This window comes from Streptomyces sp. NPDC006235 (assembly GCF_040613735.1).
In the GTDB taxonomy this organism is placed as follows: Bacteria; Actinomycetota; Actinomycetes; order Streptomycetales; family Streptomycetaceae; genus Streptomyces.
In genome coordinates this window covers 50,499-66,297 of the sequence record NZ_JBEXSR010000045.1, presented here as the reverse complement: position 1 = coordinate 66,297, position 15,799 = coordinate 50,499, and the positions used below count along the sequence as shown (strand labels likewise).

At 70.5% G+C, this 15,799-nt stretch carries 15 protein-coding genes; all 15 read left to right on the top strand.

Annotated elements, in window-relative coordinates; all coding sequences use genetic code 11:
- The first annotated feature begins 22 nt into the window (after window positions 1-22).
- The 15 genes from ABZ192_RS35965 to ABZ192_RS35895 all read left to right on the top strand — a co-directional run bounded on the left by ABZ192_RS35965 (window position 23) and on the right by ABZ192_RS35895 (window position 15,780).
- Window positions 23-679 (top strand): vitamin K epoxide reductase family protein, encoded by a 657-nt coding sequence (locus ABZ192_RS35965; RefSeq protein ID WP_356928674.1) that lies wholly within the window; start codon window positions 23-25, stop codon window positions 677-679.
- A 56-nt stretch (window positions 680-735) separates the two neighbouring features.
- On the top strand, window positions 736-2,088 hold the full coding sequence (locus ABZ192_RS35960) for a replication-associated recombination protein A (protein WP_356928673.1): 1,353 nt from the start codon (window positions 736-738) through the stop codon (window positions 2,086-2,088).
- A 304-nt stretch (window positions 2,089-2,392) separates the two neighbouring features.
- Complete coding sequence (gene rpsD, locus ABZ192_RS35955) at window positions 2,393-3,007, top strand: 30S ribosomal protein S4 (protein ID WP_062925769.1); 615 nt, start codon at window positions 2,393-2,395, stop codon at window positions 3,005-3,007.
- A 178-nt stretch (window positions 3,008-3,185) separates the two neighbouring features.
- On the top strand, window positions 3,186-3,626 hold the full coding sequence (locus ABZ192_RS35950) for a DUF948 domain-containing protein (protein ID WP_356928672.1): 441 nt from the start codon (window positions 3,186-3,188) through the stop codon (window positions 3,624-3,626).
- A 9-nt stretch (window positions 3,627-3,635) separates the two neighbouring features.
- The gene (locus ABZ192_RS35945; protein ID WP_356928671.1) at window positions 3,636-4,007 is read left to right on the top strand and encodes a hypothetical protein; all 372 of its coding nucleotides are present in this window, start codon (window positions 3,636-3,638) and stop codon (window positions 4,005-4,007) included.
- Complete coding sequence (gene alaS / locus ABZ192_RS35940; protein ID WP_356928670.1) at window positions 4,007-6,679, top strand: alanine--tRNA ligase; 2,673 nt, start codon at window positions 4,007-4,009, stop codon at window positions 6,677-6,679. The genes ABZ192_RS35945 and alaS overlap by 1 nt, the downstream gene beginning before the upstream one ends.
- A gap of 16 nt (window positions 6,680-6,695) precedes the next feature.
- The gene (ruvX, locus tag ABZ192_RS35935; RefSeq protein WP_356928669.1) at window positions 6,696-7,160 is read left to right on the top strand and encodes a Holliday junction resolvase RuvX; all 465 of its coding nucleotides are present in this window, start codon (window positions 6,696-6,698) and stop codon (window positions 7,158-7,160) included.
- Window positions 7,161-7,281: 121 nt separating this feature from the next.
- The gene (gene mltG, locus ABZ192_RS35930) at window positions 7,282-9,054 is read left to right on the top strand and encodes an endolytic transglycosylase MltG (RefSeq protein ID WP_356928668.1); all 1,773 of its coding nucleotides are present in this window, start codon (window positions 7,282-7,284) and stop codon (window positions 9,052-9,054) included.
- The gene (locus ABZ192_RS35925) at window positions 9,035-9,874 is read left to right on the top strand and encodes a shikimate dehydrogenase (RefSeq protein WP_356928667.1); all 840 of its coding nucleotides are present in this window, start codon (window positions 9,035-9,037) and stop codon (window positions 9,872-9,874) included. The genes mltG and ABZ192_RS35925 overlap by 20 nt, the downstream gene beginning before the upstream one ends.
- A gap of 51 nt (window positions 9,875-9,925) precedes the next feature.
- The gene (locus ABZ192_RS35920) at window positions 9,926-10,321 is read left to right on the top strand and encodes a hypothetical protein (protein ID WP_356928666.1); all 396 of its coding nucleotides are present in this window, start codon (window positions 9,926-9,928) and stop codon (window positions 10,319-10,321) included.
- Window positions 10,322-10,464: 143 nt separating this feature from the next.
- Window positions 10,465-11,649: a chorismate synthase gene (aroC, locus tag ABZ192_RS35915; protein ID WP_356928665.1), complete on the top strand. Its 1,185-nt coding sequence runs from the start codon at window positions 10,465-10,467 to the stop codon at window positions 11,647-11,649.
- On the top strand, window positions 11,646-12,158 hold the full coding sequence (locus ABZ192_RS35910) for a shikimate kinase (RefSeq protein ID WP_086854794.1): 513 nt from the start codon (window positions 11,646-11,648) through the stop codon (window positions 12,156-12,158). The genes aroC and ABZ192_RS35910 overlap by 4 nt, the downstream gene beginning before the upstream one ends.
- Window positions 12,155-13,246 (top strand): 3-dehydroquinate synthase, encoded by a 1,092-nt coding sequence (gene aroB / locus ABZ192_RS35905; protein ID WP_356928664.1) that lies wholly within the window; start codon window positions 12,155-12,157, stop codon window positions 13,244-13,246. Before ABZ192_RS35910 ends, aroB begins: the two co-directional genes overlap by 4 nt.
- A 165-nt stretch (window positions 13,247-13,411) precedes the next feature.
- A complete protein-coding gene (locus ABZ192_RS35900) occupies window positions 13,412-14,266 on the top strand; it encodes a Pro-rich N-terminal domain-containing protein (protein WP_356928663.1) in 855 nt (284 codons plus the stop codon).
- Between the two features lie 404 nt (window positions 14,267-14,670).
- A complete protein-coding gene (locus tag ABZ192_RS35895) occupies window positions 14,671-15,780 on the top strand; it encodes an aminopeptidase P family protein (protein ID WP_356928662.1) in 1,110 nt (369 codons plus the stop codon).
- Window positions 15,781-15,799: the final 19 nt, after the last annotated feature.

The following is a 15,799-nucleotide window of genomic DNA, read 5'->3' as shown; positions in this document are numbered from 1 at the left end:
CTCAAGTGACGGAATCGGCGTGATGAGCAAGACGACAGTCAGGGACGTCTCCACGGAGCCCGAGCCGGAGAGCGCCGATATGGCACCCCGCGCCGAGGGCGGCAGCCGGGCCCTCGCCCTGCTGCTGGTGATCACCGGCGCGGCCGGACTGCTCGCCTCGTGGGTCATCACGATCGACAAGTTCAAGATCCTCGAGGCCAAGGTCGAGGGCAAGACGTTCACCCCCGGGTGCAGCCTCAACCCCGTCGTCTCCTGCGGCAGCGTCATGGAGAGCAAGCAGGCCGCCGTCTTCGGCTTCCCGAACCCGATGCTCGGCCTCGTCTGCTACGCCATCGTCATCGGCGTCGGCGTGAGCCTGCTCGCCCGCGCCCGCTTCCCGCGCTGGTACTGGCTCACCTTCAACGCCGGCTGCCTGTTCGGCGTCGTCTTCTGCGCCTGGCTGATGTTCCAGTCCCTGTACCGGATCAACGCGCTGTGCCTGTGGTGCTCCCTGGCCTGGGTCGCCACGATCCTGATGTTCTGGTACGTGACGTCGTTCAACATCCGCAAGGGCTTCCTGCCCGCCCCCACCTGGCTCAGGAGCTTCTTCGGCGAGTTCACCTGGGTCATGCCCGTGCTGCACATCGGCATCATCGGCATGCTGATCCTGACCCGCTGGTGGGACTTCTGGATGAGCTGAGCCGGGAGCACCCGGGCCCGGAGGGATTGTCAGTGCCGTGATTTAGGGTTTCTGACGTGGAGCCCGACCTGTTCACCGCCGCAGCAGAAGAACGCCAGGAGAAGGAGCCGTCCAGCAGCCCCCTGGCGGTGCGGATGCGCCCGCGCACCCTCGACGAGGTCGTGGGCCAGCGGCATCTGCTGAAGCCGGGCTCGCCCCTGCGCAGACTGGTCGGCGAGGCCTCCGGCCCGGCCGGTCCCTCCTCGGTGATCCTCTGGGGCCCGCCCGGCACCGGCAAGACCACCCTGGCGTACGTCGTCTCCAAGGCCACCGATGCCCGCTTCGTCGAACTGTCGGCGATCACCGCGGGCGTCAAGGAAGTCCGCTCGGTCATCGACGGCGCCCGCCGCGCCTCCGGCGGATACGGCAAGGACACCGTCCTCTTCCTCGACGAGATCCACCGCTTCAGCAAGGCCCAGCAGGACTCCCTCCTCCCGGCCGTCGAGAACCGCTGGGTGACACTGATCGCGGCGACGACGGAGAACCCGTACTTCTCGGTGATCTCGCCCCTGCTGTCCCGCTCCCTGCTGCTCACTCTCGAACCGCTCACGGACGACGACATCAAGGGCCTCGTCCAGCGAGCCCTGACCGACGAGCGCGGCCTCAAGGGCGCCGTCACCCTCCCCGAGGAGACCGAGAGCCACCTCCTGCGCATCGCCGGCGGCGACGCCCGCCGGGCCCTGACCGCCCTGGAGGCGGCCGCCGGAGCCGCCCTCGACAAGGGCGAGAGGGAGATCGGCCTGACGACGCTGGAGGAGACCGTCGACCGGGCCGCCGTGAAGTACGACCGCGACGGCGACCAGCACTACGACGTGGCCAGCGCCCTGATCAAATCCATCCGCGGCTCCGACGTCGACGCCGCCCTGCACTACCTGGCCCGGATGATCGAGGCCGGCGAGGACCCCCGCTTCATCGCCCGGCGCCTGATGATCTCCGCCAGCGAGGACATCGGCCTGGCGGACCCGACCGCTCTGCAGACGGCGGTCGCCGCCGCCCAGGCCGTCGCCATGATCGGCTTCCCGGAGGCCGCCCTCACCCTCAGCCACGCCACCATCGCCCTCGCCCTGGCGCCCAAGTCCAACGCCGCGACCACCGCGATCGGCGCCGCCCTGGAGGACGTACGCAAGGGACTGGCCGGCCCCGTGCCCGCGCATCTGCGCGACAGCCACTACAAGGGCGCCACCAAGCTCGGCCACGGCCAGGGCTACGTCTACCCGCACGACCTGCCCGAGGGCATCGCCGCCCAGCAGTACGCCCCGGACGCCCTCAAGGACCGCGAGTACTACGAGCCGACCCGGCACGGCGCGGAGGCCCGCTACGCGGACGCGGTCGAGTGGACCCGGAAGAACCTCGGTCGAAAGCGGTCCTGAGCACCCTGTAAACTCGTTCGGAGTGCCGCGTCCCGTGCAGTCAGAACGGGACAGTCGGCCGGAGCCCGGTCCTCCCGGGGATCGGCTCCAGGAGCGTCGCGCACCGTCGAAGGTGTCGCGGGCAGCCCACCACCCCTCGTCCTGCGGACGGGACCGGTCGGTGGGCCACTCGCGTGCTGCACGTATGTGCCCAGACCAGGGGAGCGGCTGCCCACCGAGGTCCACCAGGACCGAGGCGGGTTTCCCCGGCTGCGGATGCGACCTCCCACAACCCTGACAAGCCGACACTAGGAAACGAGAAACAGTGGCGAACCAGTCCCGCCCCAAGGTCAAGAAGTCGCGTGCCCTCGGCATCGCGCTCACCCCGAAGGCCGTCAAGTACTTCGAGGCCCGCCCGTACCCGCCCGGCGAGCACGGCCGTGGCCGCAAGCAGAACTCGGACTACAAGGTCCGTCTGCTCGAGAAGCAGCGCCTGCGCGCGCAGTACGACGTGTCCGAGCGCCAGCTCGTCCGCGCCTACGAGCGTGCCTCCAAGGTCCAGGGCAAGACCGGTGAGGCCCTGATCATCGAGCTGGAGCGCCGTCTCGACGCCCTGGTCCTGCGTTCGGGCATCGCCCGCACGATCTACCAGGCCCGCCAGATGGTCGTCCACGGCCACATCGCGGTCAACGGCAAGAAGGTCGACAAGCCCTCCTTCCGTGTCCGTCCGGACGACGTGGTGCAGGTCCGCGAGCGCTCCAAGGAGAAGACCCTCTTCACGATCGCCCGTGAGGGTGGCTTCGCCCCCGACGGTGAGATCCCGCGCTACCTTCAGGTGAACCTCAAGTCCCTGGCGTTCCGCCTGGACCGCGAGCCGAACCGCAAGGAGATCCCGGTGATCTGCGACGAGCAGCTCGTCGTCGAGTACTACGCCCGCTGATCCACGGCAGGCACGCGGTACCCCAGCCCGTCGTCTCCCCGCCCCTCCGGGCGGGTGAGGCGGCGGGCTTTCGCGAATCCGCCGTCCCCGGGCGGTAATCCGGTACGGAGCCGCATCCCCGGCGCGATAGGCTCGTCGCACGACTTTTTCGATGTTCAGGCACGTTTTCAGGGAGCGGGTGCACACAGTGTCCGGTGGAGAGGTGGCCGGAATCCTGGTGGCCGTCTTCTGGGCGATCCTGGTCTCCTTCCTCGCCGTCGCGCTGGCGAGGCTGGCCCAGGCGCTCAGGGCGACCACCAAGCTCGTGGCGGACGTGACGGATCAGACCGTCCCGCTGCTGGCCGACGCCTCCGCGGCGGTGCGCTCCGCGCAGACTCAGATCGACCGCGTCGACTCGATCGCCTCCGACGTCCAGGAGGTCACGTCGAACGCCTCCGCGCTGTCGACCACCGTCGCCTCCACCTTCGGCGGCCCCCTGGTCAAGGTCGCCGCCTTCGGCTACGGCGTGCGCCGGGCCCTCGGCGGCCGCAAGGAGGACGTGCCCGGCAAGGCGTCGAGGCGTACCGTGATCGTGGGCCGCACGGTCTCTCGGCGCAACGCCCGAGGGAAGAGGGACTGAGAGCCAGCGATGTTCCGCCGTACGTTCTGGTTCACCACCGGCGTCGCCGCCGGAGTGTGGGCCACCACCAAGGTCAACCGGAAGCTGAAGCAGCTGACGCCCGAGAGCCTCGCCAAAGCCGCGGGCAACAAGGCGCTCGAGGCCGGCCACCGGCTCAAGGACCGCGCGGTCGACTTCGCGCTCGACGTCCGCGACAACATGGCCCAGCGGGAGGCCGAACTGGGCGACGTGCTCGGGCTCAACGCCCCCGTCGACCCCGAACTCCCCGCGCCCCGGCGGTACGCCGCCATCGAGAACCGCACAGAGCCGAAGACGTACGTCATCGACAGCACGTCGTCCACGTACAAGAAGAATTCGTACAACCGGAATGAGGACCACTGATGGAGTCGGCTGAGATTCGCCGCCGCTGGTTGAGCTTCTTCGAGGAGCGCGGTCACACCGTCGTCCCTTCGGCGTCGCTCATCGCGGACGACCCGACTCTGCTCCTCGTCCCGGCCGGCATGGTGCCCTTCAAGCCCTACTTCCTGGGTGAGGTCAAGCCGCCCTTCGCCCGCGCCACGAGCGTGCAGAAGTGCGTGCGCACGCCCGACATCGAAGAGGTCGGCAAGACCACGCGGCACGGCACGTTCTTCCAGATGTGCGGCAACTTCTCCTTCGGCGACTACTTCAAGGAAGGCGCCGTCCAGCTCGCCTGGGAGCTGCTCACCAGCCCCCAGGACAAGGGCGGTTACGGCCTTGACCCCGAGCGCCTGTGGATCACCGTCTACAAGGACGACGACGAGGCCGAGCGCATCTGGCACGAGGTCGTCGGCGTGCCGAAGGAGCGCATCCAGCGCCTCGGCATGAAGGACAACTACTGGTCCATGGGCGTCCCCGGCCCGTGCGGCCCCTGCTCCGAGATCAACTACGACCGCGGCCCCGAGTTCGGCGCCGAGGGCGGCCCCGCCGTCAACGACGAGCGGTACGTGGAGATCTGGAACCTCGTCTTCATGCAGTACGAGCGGGGCGAGGGCACCGGCAAGGACAACTTCGAGATCCTCGGAGACCTGCCCAGCAAGAACATCGACACCGGCCTCGGCCTCGAACGTCTCGCCATGATCCTGCAGGGCGTGCAGAACATGTACGAGATCGACACCTCGATGGCCGTCATCGACAAGGCCACCGAGCTGACCGGCGTCCGCTACGGCGACGCCCACTCCTCGGACGTGTCCCTGCGCGTGGTCACCGACCACATGCGCACCGCCACCATGCTCATCGGCGACGGCGTCACCCCGGGCAACGAGGGCCGCGGTTACGTGCTGCGCCGCATCATGCGCCGCGCCATTCGCAACATGCGCCTGCTCGGCGCCACCGGCCCGGTCGTCAAGGACCTGATCGACGTCGTCATCGGCATGATGGGCCAGCAGTACCCCGAGCTCATCACCGACCGCGAGCGCATCGAGAAGGTCGCCCTCGCCGAGGAGAACGCCTTCCTCAAGACGCTGAAGGCCGGCACCAACATCCTCGACACCGCCGTCAGCGACACCAAGGCCGCCGGTTCCACCGTGCTGCCCGGCGACAAGGCCTTCCTGCTCCACGACACCTGGGGCTTCCCGATCGACCTCACCCTGGAAATGGCCGCCGAACAGGGCCTCTCCGTGGACGAGGAGGGCTTCCGCCGCCTGATGAAGGAGCAGCGGGAGCGCGCCAAGGCCGACGCCCAGTCCAAGAAGACCGGCCACGCCGATCTCGGTGCCTACCGCGAGATCGCCGACCGGGCCGGCGCCACCGACTTCATCGGCTACACCGACACCGAGGGCGAGTCCACGGTCGTCGGCATCCTCGTCGACGGCGTCTCCTCCCCGGCCGCCACCGAGGGCGACGAGGTCGAGATCGTCCTCGACCGCACCCCGTTCTACGCCGAGGGCGGCGGCCAGATCGGCGACACCGGCAAGATCAAGACCGACTCCGGTGCCGTCATCGAGGTCCGCGATTGCCAGAAGCCCGTCCCGGGTGTCTACGTGCACAAGGGCGTCGTCCAGGTCGGCGAGGTCACCGTCGGCGCCAAGGCCCACTCCGCCATCGACGACCGCCGCCGCAAGGCCATCGCCCGCGCCCACTCGGCCACGCACCTGACCCACCAGGCCCTGCGCGACGCCCTCGGCCCGACGGCCGCCCAGGCCGGTTCCGAGAACCAGCCCGGCCGCTTCCGCTTCGACTTCGGCTCCCCGTCCGCCGTCCCGACGGCCGTGATGACCGACGTCGAGCAGAAGATCAACGAGGTGCTCGCCCGCGACCTGGACGTCCGCGCCGACGTCATGGGCATCGACGAGGCCAAGAAGCAGGGCGCCATCGCCGAGTTCGGCGAGAAGTACGGCGAGCGCGTGCGCGTCGTGACCATCGGCGACTTCTCCAAGGAGCTCTGCGGCGGCACGCACGTACACAACACCGCCCAGCTCGGCCTGGTGAAGCTGCTCGGCGAGTCGTCCATCGGCTCCGGTGTCCGCCGCATCGAGGCCCTGGTCGGTGTCGACGCCTACAACTTCCTCGCCCGGGAGCACACGGTCGTCGCCCAGCTCCAGGAGCTGATCAAGGGCCGCCCGGAGGAGCTCCCGGAGAAGGTCTCCGCCATGCTCGGCAAGCTGAAGGACGCCGAGAAGGAGATCGAGAAGTTCCGCGCCGAGAAGGTCCTCCAGGCCGCCGCCGGTCTCGCCGAGTCCGCCAAGGACGTCCGGGGCGTTGCTGTCGTGACCGGCCAGGTCCCGGACGGCACGACCGCCGACGACCTGCGCAAGCTCGTGCTCGACGTGCGCGGACGCATCCAGGGCGGACGGGCCGCCGTGGTCGCCCTGTTCACCGTGGCGAACGGCAAGCCGCTGACGGTCATCGCCACCAACGAGGCCGCCCGCGAGCGCGGCCTGAAGGCCGGTGACCTGGTCCGTACGGCCGCCAAGACCCTCGGCGGCGGCGGTGGCGGCAAGCCCGACGTCGCCCAGGGCGGCGGCCAGAACCCGGCCGCGATCGGTGACGCCGTGGACGCCGTGGAGCGCCTGGTCGCCGAGACGGCCAAGTAAGAAACGGGTCGGGAAGATGCGCAGAGGACGTCGACTCGCGATCGACGTCGGGGACGCCCGTATCGGGGTCGCCTCGTGCGACCCCGACGGGATCCTCGCCACCCCGGTGGAGACGGTCCCCGGTCGTGACATCCCCGCAGCTCACCGGCGGCTGAAGCAGCTCGTCGAGGAGTACGAGCCCATCGAGGTCGTGGTCGGTCTCCCGCGCTCCCTCAAGGGCGGCGAGGGCCCGGCCGCGGTCAAGGTCCGGGGCTTCGCCCAGGAACTGGCGCGCATGATCTCCCCGGTTCCGGTGAGACTCGTGGACGAACGCATGACGACGGTGACGGCCAGTCAGGGACTGCGCGCTTCGGGCGTGAAGTCCAAGAAGGGACGGTCCGTCATCGACCAGGCGGCGGCGGTGATCATCCTGCAACAGGCGCTTGAATCCGAACGGATGTCAGGTAAAGCACCCGGGGAAGGCGTCGAAGTGGTCATCTGATCGCGATACGGTAACGTTCCGCGCGATGCGGCGGCATTCGAACAGCCACCGCACAGCAAGAGGCGGGACGGGAGCCGAGCCGGAAGCCGCGTGACCGCCGCCTCGCGGCTCTAGGGGATCGATGACTGAGTATGGCCGGGGCCAAGGCTCCGAACCGTGGCATCCGGAGGACCCGTTGTACGGGGACGGCGGATGGGGAGGAGAGCAGGCCCACCAGGGTCAGCAGCCTCCCTACGGCGGCCAGCCACAGCACTATCCAGAGCAGCCGCAGCAGCCGCAGTACGGCGACTGGGGCACCGGTGAGCAGGCCGGATACGGTCAAGCGCAGCAGCACCAGTACGACCAGCAGCAGTACGGGGCACAGGCCCACGGGCATCAGCAGTACCCGGGCCAGGGGCACCAAGGCCAGGGACACCAGCAGGACCAGGGGTACCAGCAGGACCAGGGGTACCAGCAGGACCAGGGGTACCAGCAGGACCCTGGATACCACCAGCAGCAGTACGACAACGGCGGCTGGGCCACCGGCCCGCACCAGCAGGTCTCCTATCCCGGCGATCCCTCCGACCCGTACGGTCAGCAAACCGATGCGTACGGCCAGGGCCAGTCCGACTACTACGGCACCCCCGACGCGTATCCGCCACCGGAGCCGCCCGGCCGGCGGCGGGCCGAGCCGGAGCCGGAGACCGACTGGGACCCCGGCCCCGACCAGGGTGAGCACGCCTTCTTCGCGGGCGGTGACGACGATGACGACGCCGACGAGCCGGGCGACCGCCGTCGGCGCGACGACCAGCGGGGACGCGGCGGCAAGCCCAAGAAGCGCCGCAACGGAACGGCCTGCCTCGTGGTCGTCCTGGTCCTCGGCGGCGGACTGGCAGGTGTCAGCTACTTCGGCTACCAGTTCTTCCAGGATCGTTTCGGCGACGCGCCGGACTACGCGGGTGACGGCAACGGGCAGGAAGTGTCCGTCGAGATCCCCGAGGGCGCGCTCGGCTACAAGATCGGCCAGGTGCTGAAGGACGCGGGGGTCGTCAAGAGCGTCGACGCGTTTGTCGCTGCCCAGGAGAGCAATCCGCAGGGCAAGACCATCCAGGACGGCGTGTACACGCTGCAAAAGCAAATGTCGGCCGACAGTGCGGTCGAACTGATGCTCAGCCCCAAGAGCCGCGACAACCTGATCGTCGCCGAGGGCAGGCGCAACGCCGACGTCTACCGCCTCATCGACAAGCGGCTGGGCGTCAAGGAGGGCACCACCGCCGCGGTCGCCAAGAAGGACTACAAGAAACTCGGACTGCCCGCCTGGGCGATGAACCACCCGGACGTCAAGGACCCGCTGGAAGGGTTCCTGTATCCCTCCAGCTACGGCGTCAGCAAGGGACAGAAGCCTGAGGCCGTGCTGAAGCAAATGGTGGCGCGGGCCACCAGGACGTACGAGAAGCTCGGTGTCGAGAAGAAGGCCGAGAGCCTGGGACTCGAGAATCCGTGGCAACTGATCACCGTCGCGAGCCTCGTCCAGGCCGAGGGCAAGACGCACGACGACTTCCGGAGGATGGCAGAGGTGGTCTACAACCGCCTCAAGCCCACCAACACGGAGACCAACCAGCTGCTGCAGTTCGACTCGACCTTCAACTACCTGAAGAACGAGAGCAACATCCACATCAGCGAGTCCGAGATCAACAGCAACAAGGACCCGTACAACACGTACACCAACAAGGGTCTGCCGCCCGGTCCGATCGACAACCCGGGAGACGTGGCGCTGCGGGCGGCACTGAACCCGACGAAGGACGGCTGGATCTACTTCGTGGCGACCGATGGCGTCAGCAAGACCGAGTTCGCCAAGAACCGGACCGAGTTCGAGAAGCTCAAGGACAAGTTCAATGCCACCAGGGGCAACTGAAGCCCGCCGTGCCGCGGTGCTCGGCAGTCCCATCGCCCACTCCCTCTCCCCGGTGCTGCACCGCGCGGCCTACGCGGAGCTGGGACTGACCGGCTGGTCGTACGACCGCTTCGAGGTCGACGAAGCGACGCTGCCGGGCTTCATCGAGAAGCTCGGCCCGGAGTGGGCGGGGCTGTCGCTGACCATGCCGCTGAAGCGGGCCGTCATCCCGCTGCTGGGCGAGGTCACCGAGACCGCTGCCTCGGTGGAGGCGGTGAACACCGTCGTGTTCACCAAGGACGGGCGACGTGTGGGCGACAACACCGACATCCCCGGCATCGTCGCCGCGCTGCACGAACGCGGCATCGAGGAGGTCGACTCCGCCGCCATCCTCGGCGCCGGCGCCACCGCCTCGTCCGCACTGGCCGCGCTGTCCCGGGTCTGCCCGGGAGAGATCGCCGTGTACGTGCGCAGCGAGGCCCGGGCCGCCGAGATGCGGCAGTGGGCCGAGCGACTGGAGGTCTCGGTGCGCATCGCCGACTGGGCGGACGCCGAGCAGGCCCTGCACGCCCCGCTGGTGATCAGCACCACGCCGGCGGGTGCCACCGACGCCCTCGCCCGATCCGTCCCGGAGCGCCCGACGGCCCTGTTCGACGTGCTCTACGACCCCTGGCCGACCGCCCTCGCCGCCCGCTGGTCGGCGTACGGCGGCGCGGTCGTCAGTGGCCTCGACCTGCTGGTGCACCAAGCCCTACTGCAGGTCGAGCAGATGACGGGGCGGGCCCCGGCCCCGCTGGACGCCATGCGAAAAGCGGGCGAGCGCGCACTGGCGGCCCGATAAGATCCGCTCTCGGTTCCGCAGGGGGCGGAACAGGGGAGGGGAGAACCAGCCATGTCCACCGGCATGCCTCAGGCATCCGTCAAGTCCCAGATATTCGAGTCCCTGTTGGGATTCCTGCCCGACTGGGTGCAGATCACGGTGCTCGCCCTGATCGTGCTCGCGGTCCTCGCGTCCTGGGCGGTCAAGATCAAGCGCAAGATCGCCTACCGGCGTGCCGTGCGGAGCGGCGGGCCCGTCCACGCGGCGGCCCAGTACGGGCAGGGACGCGGAGCGGACTACCTGGGGGAGTACGCACCACAGCAGGCGCAGCAGCAGGGCAGCGGAGCCGACCACCTGGGCACTCACGCACCGCAGCAGACGCAGACCGCGCAGCAGCCGAGCGGCGCGGACTTCCTCGGCGCGTACGCGCCGCAGCGGCAGACCGGCGGCCCGGCCTCGTCCGCCTGATGGACCGGCGGCCGGGTCCACGCTTCGGACGTGGCAGGATCGTGGGTGGCGGACCGGGGCCGCGCACCCGGTCGGGCCGTCGCCGTACGCGATGAGGTGCGTACGCTGGGCAGTAAGCACGCCGCGAACACTGAGGAGCACCGTTGAGCAGGTTGCGCTGGCTGACCGCGGGGGAATCCCACGGTCCCGCACTCGTCGCGACGCTGGAGGGCCTTCCCGCCGGCGTGCCGATCACCACGGACATGGTGGCGGACCATCTCGCGAGGCGGCGCCTGGGCTATGGGCGCGGTGCCCGCATGAAGTTCGAGCAGGACGAGGTCACCTTCCTCGGCGGCGTCCGGCACGGCCTCAGCCTCGGCTCCCCGGTCGCGATCATGGTGGGCAACACCGAGTGGCCGAAGTGGGAACAGGTCATGGCGGCCGACCCGGTCGACCCGGAGATCCTCGACGGCCTCGCCCGCAACGCCCCGCTGACCCGGCCCCGGCCGGGTCACGCCGACCTCGCGGGGATGCAGAAGTACGGCTTCGACGAGGCCCGTCCGATCCTGGAGCGCGCCTCCGCGCGTGAGACCGCGGCCCGGGTCGCCCTCGGCGCGGTGGCCCGGTCGTACCTGAAGGAGACGACCGGCATCGAGATCGTCTCCCACGTCGTGGAACTCGCGGCAGCGAAGGCGCCGTACGGCGTGTACCCGACGCCCGCGGACGTGGAGAAGCTGGACGCGGACCCGGTGCGCTGCCTGGACGCCGACGCGTCGAAGGCGATGGTCGCCGAGATCGACCAGGCCCACAAGGACGGCGACACCCTCGGCGGCGTCGTCGAGGTGCTGGCGTACGAGGTGCCGGTCGGCCTCGGCTCGCACGTGCACTGGGACCGCCGACTGGACGCCCGCCTGGCCGCCGCCCTGATGGGCATCCAGGCGATCAAGGGAGTCGAGGTCGGCGACGGCTTCGACCTGGCCCGCGTCCCCGGCTCCAAGGCGCACGACGAGATCGTCGCGACCGACGAGGGCATCAAGCGGACCACCGGCCGCTCCGGCGGCACCGAGGGCGGGCTGTCCACCGGTGAGCTGCTGCGCGTCCGGGCCGCGATGAAGCCGATCGCGACCGTGCCGCGGGCCCTGAAAACGGTGGACGTCGTCACCGGCGAGGCCACCGCCGCCCACCACCAGCGTTCCGACGTGTGCGCGGTGCCCGCCGCCGGCATCGTCGCCGAGGCCATGGTCGCCCTCGTCCTCGCGGACGCGGTCGCGGAGAAGTTCGGCGGCGACAACGTGGCCGAGACCCGCCGCAACGTGCGGTCCTACCTCGACAACCTGGCCATCCGATGAGCCCGCTGATCGTGCTGGTCGGCCCGATGGGCGTGGGCAAGTCCACCGTCGGGCAGCTGCTGGCCGAGCGGCTCGGGACCGGCTACCGGGACACCGACGACGACATCGTCGCCGCGCAGGGCCGGACCATCGCCGAGATCTTCGTCGAGGAGGGCGAGTCCGCCTTCCGCGCGATCGAGAAGCAGGCCGTGCGCGAGGCACTGGCCGGGCACGACGGTGTGCTGGCACTGGGCGGCGGCGCCGTCCTCGACCCGGACACCCGCGCGCTGCTCGCCGGGCAGCGGGTGGTGTACCTGTCGATGGACGTCGAAGAAGCGGTCAAGCGCACCGGCCTCAACGCGGCCCGGCCGCTGCTCGCCATCAATCCGCGCAAGCAGTGGCGCGAGCTGATGGAGGCCCGCCGGCACCTCTACGAAGAGGTCGCCACGGCCGTGGTCGCCACCGACGGCCGCACCCCCGAAGAGGTCACCCGAGCAGCCCTGGACGCACTGGAGTTGAAGGAAGCATGAGTGAGGCAGTGACCCGGATCCAGGTCGGCGGCACGGCGGGCACCGAGCCCTACGAGGTCCTCGTCGGCCGGCAACTCCTCGGCGAACTGCCCGGGTTGATCGGCGGCAGGGCCAAGCGGGTCGCGATCGTCCACCCCGAGGCACTGGCCGAGACCGGCGACGCCCTGCGCGCCGACCTGGCCGGGCAGGGCTACGAGGCGGTCGCCATCCAGGTGCCCAACGCCGAAGAGGCCAAGACCGCCGAGGTCGCCGCCTACTGCTGGAAGGCGCTGGGCCAGTCCGGGTTCACCCGGACGGACGTCATCGTCGGTGTCGGCGGCGGCTCGACCACGGACCTGGCCGGATTCGTGGCGGCCACCTGGCTGCGCGGGGTGCGCTGGATCGCGATCCCGACCACCGTGCTCGCCATGGTCGACGCGGCCGTCGGTGGCAAGACCGGCATCAACACCGCCGAGGGCAAGAACCTGGTCGGTTCCTTCCACCCGCCCGCGGGCGTGCTCTGCGACCTGGCCTCGCTGGACTCCCTCCCGGTCAACGACTACGTCTCCGGACTCGCGGAGGTCATCAAGGCCGGCTTCATCGCCGACCCGGTGATCCTCGACCTGATCGAGTCCGACCCCGAGGCGGCCCGCACCCCGGCCGGCCCGCACACCGCCGAGCTCATCGAGCGCTCCATCCGGGTCAAGGCCGACGTGGTGTCGTCCGACCTGAAGGAGTCGGGCCTGCGCGAGATCCTCAACTACGGCCACACGCTCGGCCACGCCATCGAGAAGAACGAGCGCTACAAGTGGCGGCACGGCGCCGCGGTCTCGGTGGGTATGCACTTCGCCGCCGAACTGGGCCGTCTCGCCGGGCGGCTGGACGACGCCACGGCCGACCGCCACCGCACCGTGCTCGAAGCCGTCGGGCTGCCGCTGCACTACCGGCACGACCAGTGGCCCAAGCTGCTGGAGACCATGAAGGTCGACAAGAAGTCCCGCGGCGACCTGCTGCGCTTCATCGTCCTCGACGGTCTGGCCAAGCCCACCGTTCTGGAAGGACCCGACCCGGCCGTGCTGCTCGCCGCGTACGGCGAAGTCGGACAGTAAGTAACCAGGCGCGCCTTCCGCCCGAAACCGCCTTACAGGACCGGGCACTTCGGACCGCCCCCGGCCGTTCACACAACACCGGCCGGGGGCGGTACCGTTCGGTAGCAGCGGGTTCCGCCCCCGCTGTTCAGCGCCCATCGCCTGTACGAGACGGAGTGGCACCGGATGCAGCACGCAGTGGGTTCTCCGCTGCCGCCGCCCCACCAGCCGGGGCACGGACCGGCCGTCGGCTGGTCGCCGGCCGCACACCACCCGGGCCCGCAGCACCCGGGCGCGCACCAGGGCCCCGCGCCCGTGCCCCCGCCGCCCGGCTATCCCGTGCCCCCGCCCGGGCCGGCCGCACCCCCGCCGCCGGCCTCCGTTCCTCCGCCGCCGGACACCACCGGCCATGTGCCGCTGCCGCCCGGCGGTCCGGTCGCCATGCCCAGCCCCCCGCCCGCGGCGGCGGTTCCCGACCCGGCCGGTACGACGCTCGCCGTGCTGCTCATCGGGCCCGCCGGCGCCGGGAAGACCAGCGTCGCCAAGTACTGGGCAGACCATCGCCGGGTCCCCACGGCGCACATCAGCCTCGACGATGTACGCGAGTGGGTCCGCTCCGGCTTCGCCGACCCGCAGTCCGGGTGGAACGACAACTCCGAGGCGCAGTACCGCCTCGCCCGCCGCACCTGCGGTTTCGCCGCGCGGAACTTCCTGGCCAACGGCATCTCCTGCATCCTCGACGACGCGGTCTTTCCCGACCGGCCCGTCGTCGGCCTCGGCGGCTGGAAGCGGCACGTCGGGCCGGGCCTGCTGCCGGTCGTCCTGCTGCCCGGGCTGGACATCGTCCTGGAACGCAACGCGGAGCGCACGGGGAATCGGCGGCTGTCGGACGAGGAGGTCGCCCGTATCCATGGACGGATGGCCGGGTGGTACGGGTCCGGTCTGCCGATCATCGACAACTCGCAGCTGGATGTGCCGGAGACGGCGCGGGTGCTGGACGATGTACTGGCCAGGTCCATCGCGAGTCCGCCGCAGTGGTAGTCGGCGTGGTAACCCGGCGTTCCGGTGTCCTGGGCGTTGCTGCTGGGACCGGGGCGTTGCGCAGCCCGGCGGAGCGGGGTGCCGCTGCGCCCACCCGTGCCGCCTGGGGCACCTCCCAGGCCCTTAAGGCACTGGGGGAGGCACGACTGCCCGCAGCTGGGGCAACCACGACGCGCCCGCGGCCGCGTACGCACGGAAGGGGACGTGTCGGGGGGTGTCCGCCCGCAGCGGTTGGCGCGTCAACGGACAGTCAGTCGGTATCCGACCCCATCGCACCGTTCCGAGGACGGACACCCCCGGCGCGGCTCCGACCCACCACAGGCGAGAAGGCGCAGGCCCCGGAGACAACCCCCACTCGGCCCTCCCGACCGGCGGCATCCCCCCGTCGCTCGTAGGCTCGGGTCATGTCAGAGGTGTACGCGGCCCGCCGGACGCGTCTGAGGGAATACTGCAACGCGGGCGGCAGCGCGGCGGCGCTGGTCTCCCGCCCCGCCAATGTGCGCTACCTCGCGGGCGCGGCCCCGCACGGCGCCGTTCTCCTGCTGGGCAAGACCGAGGACCTCCTGGTGTGTGCCGGCCCGACGGCCGACCGCTCCACGCAGGAGCGCCCCGACGAGGCCCTGCGCGTACAGACCCTGCACGGTGCCGGCGGAGGCGACCCGGCCGTCGCGGCCGCCGGCCTCGCCGCGCGCCAGGGCGCCGACTCCCTCGCCGTGGAGGAGCACCACCTCACCGTGGCCCGGCACCGCGCCCTCGGGTCGGTCGCCCCCCGGCTGCGCCTGGCCAACCTCGGCAGTGCCGTCGAGCAACTCAGGGTCGTCAAGGACGAGGAGGAGATCTCCTGCCTCCGCATCGGCGCCGAGATCGCCGACCAGGCCCTCGGCGAACTCCTGGAGTCCATCCTCGTCGGGCGGACCGAGCGCCATCTCGCCCTGGAGCTCGAACGACGCCTCGTGGATCACGGGGCCGACGGCCCGGCCTTCCCCACCTCCGTCGGCACGGGGCCGAACGCCGGGCGGCCCGGCCACCGGCCCACCGACCGCCGCGTCGAGGAGGGCGACTTCCTCTCGGTCTGCCTCGGGGCGACGTACCGCGGCTACCGCTGCGAGATCGGCCGTACCTTCGTCATCGGCACGGCCCCCGCGGACTGGCAGATCGAGCTGTACGACCTGGTCTTCGCAGCGCAGCGTGCCGGACGTGAGAGCCTGGTACCCGGCGCCGCCTGCCGGGACGTCGACCGTGCCGCCCGTCAGGTCCTGGACTCCGCGGGGTACACGGAGGGCCTCACGGCGCTCACCGGACACGGGGTCGGGCTCGAAATCGACGAGGACCCTCAATTGAGTCCCGCGGCCATGGGTAAACTGGACGCTTGCGTGCCGGTCACCGTCGAACCCGGGGTCCACCTCCCGGGCCGGGGCGGCGTCCGGATCGATGACACGCTCGTCGTCCGCCCAGAGGCGGATGGCGGACCCGAGCTACTCACCATCACGACCAAGGAGCTGCTCGCCCTGTAGGCAGGTGCGTGCCCCGGGG

Excerpts from the sequence above, each read along its gene's own strand:
- ABZ192_RS35965 (WP_356928674.1), top strand. The coding sequence starts at position 23 with ATGAGCAAGACGACAGTCAGGGACGTCTCCACGGAGCCCGAGCCGGAG.
- ABZ192_RS35945 (WP_356928671.1), top strand. The coding sequence starts at position 3,636 with ATGTTCCGCCGTACGTTCTGGTTCACCACCGGCGTCGCCGCCGGAGTG.
- alaS (WP_356928670.1), top strand. The coding sequence starts at position 4,007 with ATGGAGTCGGCTGAGATTCGCCGCCGCTGGTTGAGCTTCTTCGAGGAG.
- ruvX (WP_356928669.1), top strand. The coding sequence starts at position 6,696 with ATGCGCAGAGGACGTCGACTCGCGATCGACGTCGGGGACGCCCGTATC.
- mltG (WP_356928668.1), top strand. The coding sequence starts at position 7,282 with ATGACTGAGTATGGCCGGGGCCAAGGCTCCGAACCGTGGCATCCGGAG.
- ABZ192_RS35925 (WP_356928667.1), top strand. The coding sequence starts at position 9,035 with ATGCCACCAGGGGCAACTGAAGCCCGCCGTGCCGCGGTGCTCGGCAGT.
- ABZ192_RS35920 (WP_356928666.1), top strand. The coding sequence starts at position 9,926 with ATGTCCACCGGCATGCCTCAGGCATCCGTCAAGTCCCAGATATTCGAG.
- ABZ192_RS35910 (WP_086854794.1), top strand. The coding sequence starts at position 11,646 with ATGAGCCCGCTGATCGTGCTGGTCGGCCCGATGGGCGTGGGCAAGTCC.
- aroB (WP_356928664.1), top strand. The coding sequence starts at position 12,155 with ATGAGTGAGGCAGTGACCCGGATCCAGGTCGGCGGCACGGCGGGCACC.
- ABZ192_RS35900 (WP_356928663.1), top strand. The coding sequence starts at position 13,412 with ATGCAGCACGCAGTGGGTTCTCCGCTGCCGCCGCCCCACCAGCCGGGG.
- ABZ192_RS35895 (WP_356928662.1), top strand. The coding sequence starts at position 14,671 with ATGTCAGAGGTGTACGCGGCCCGCCGGACGCGTCTGAGGGAATACTGC.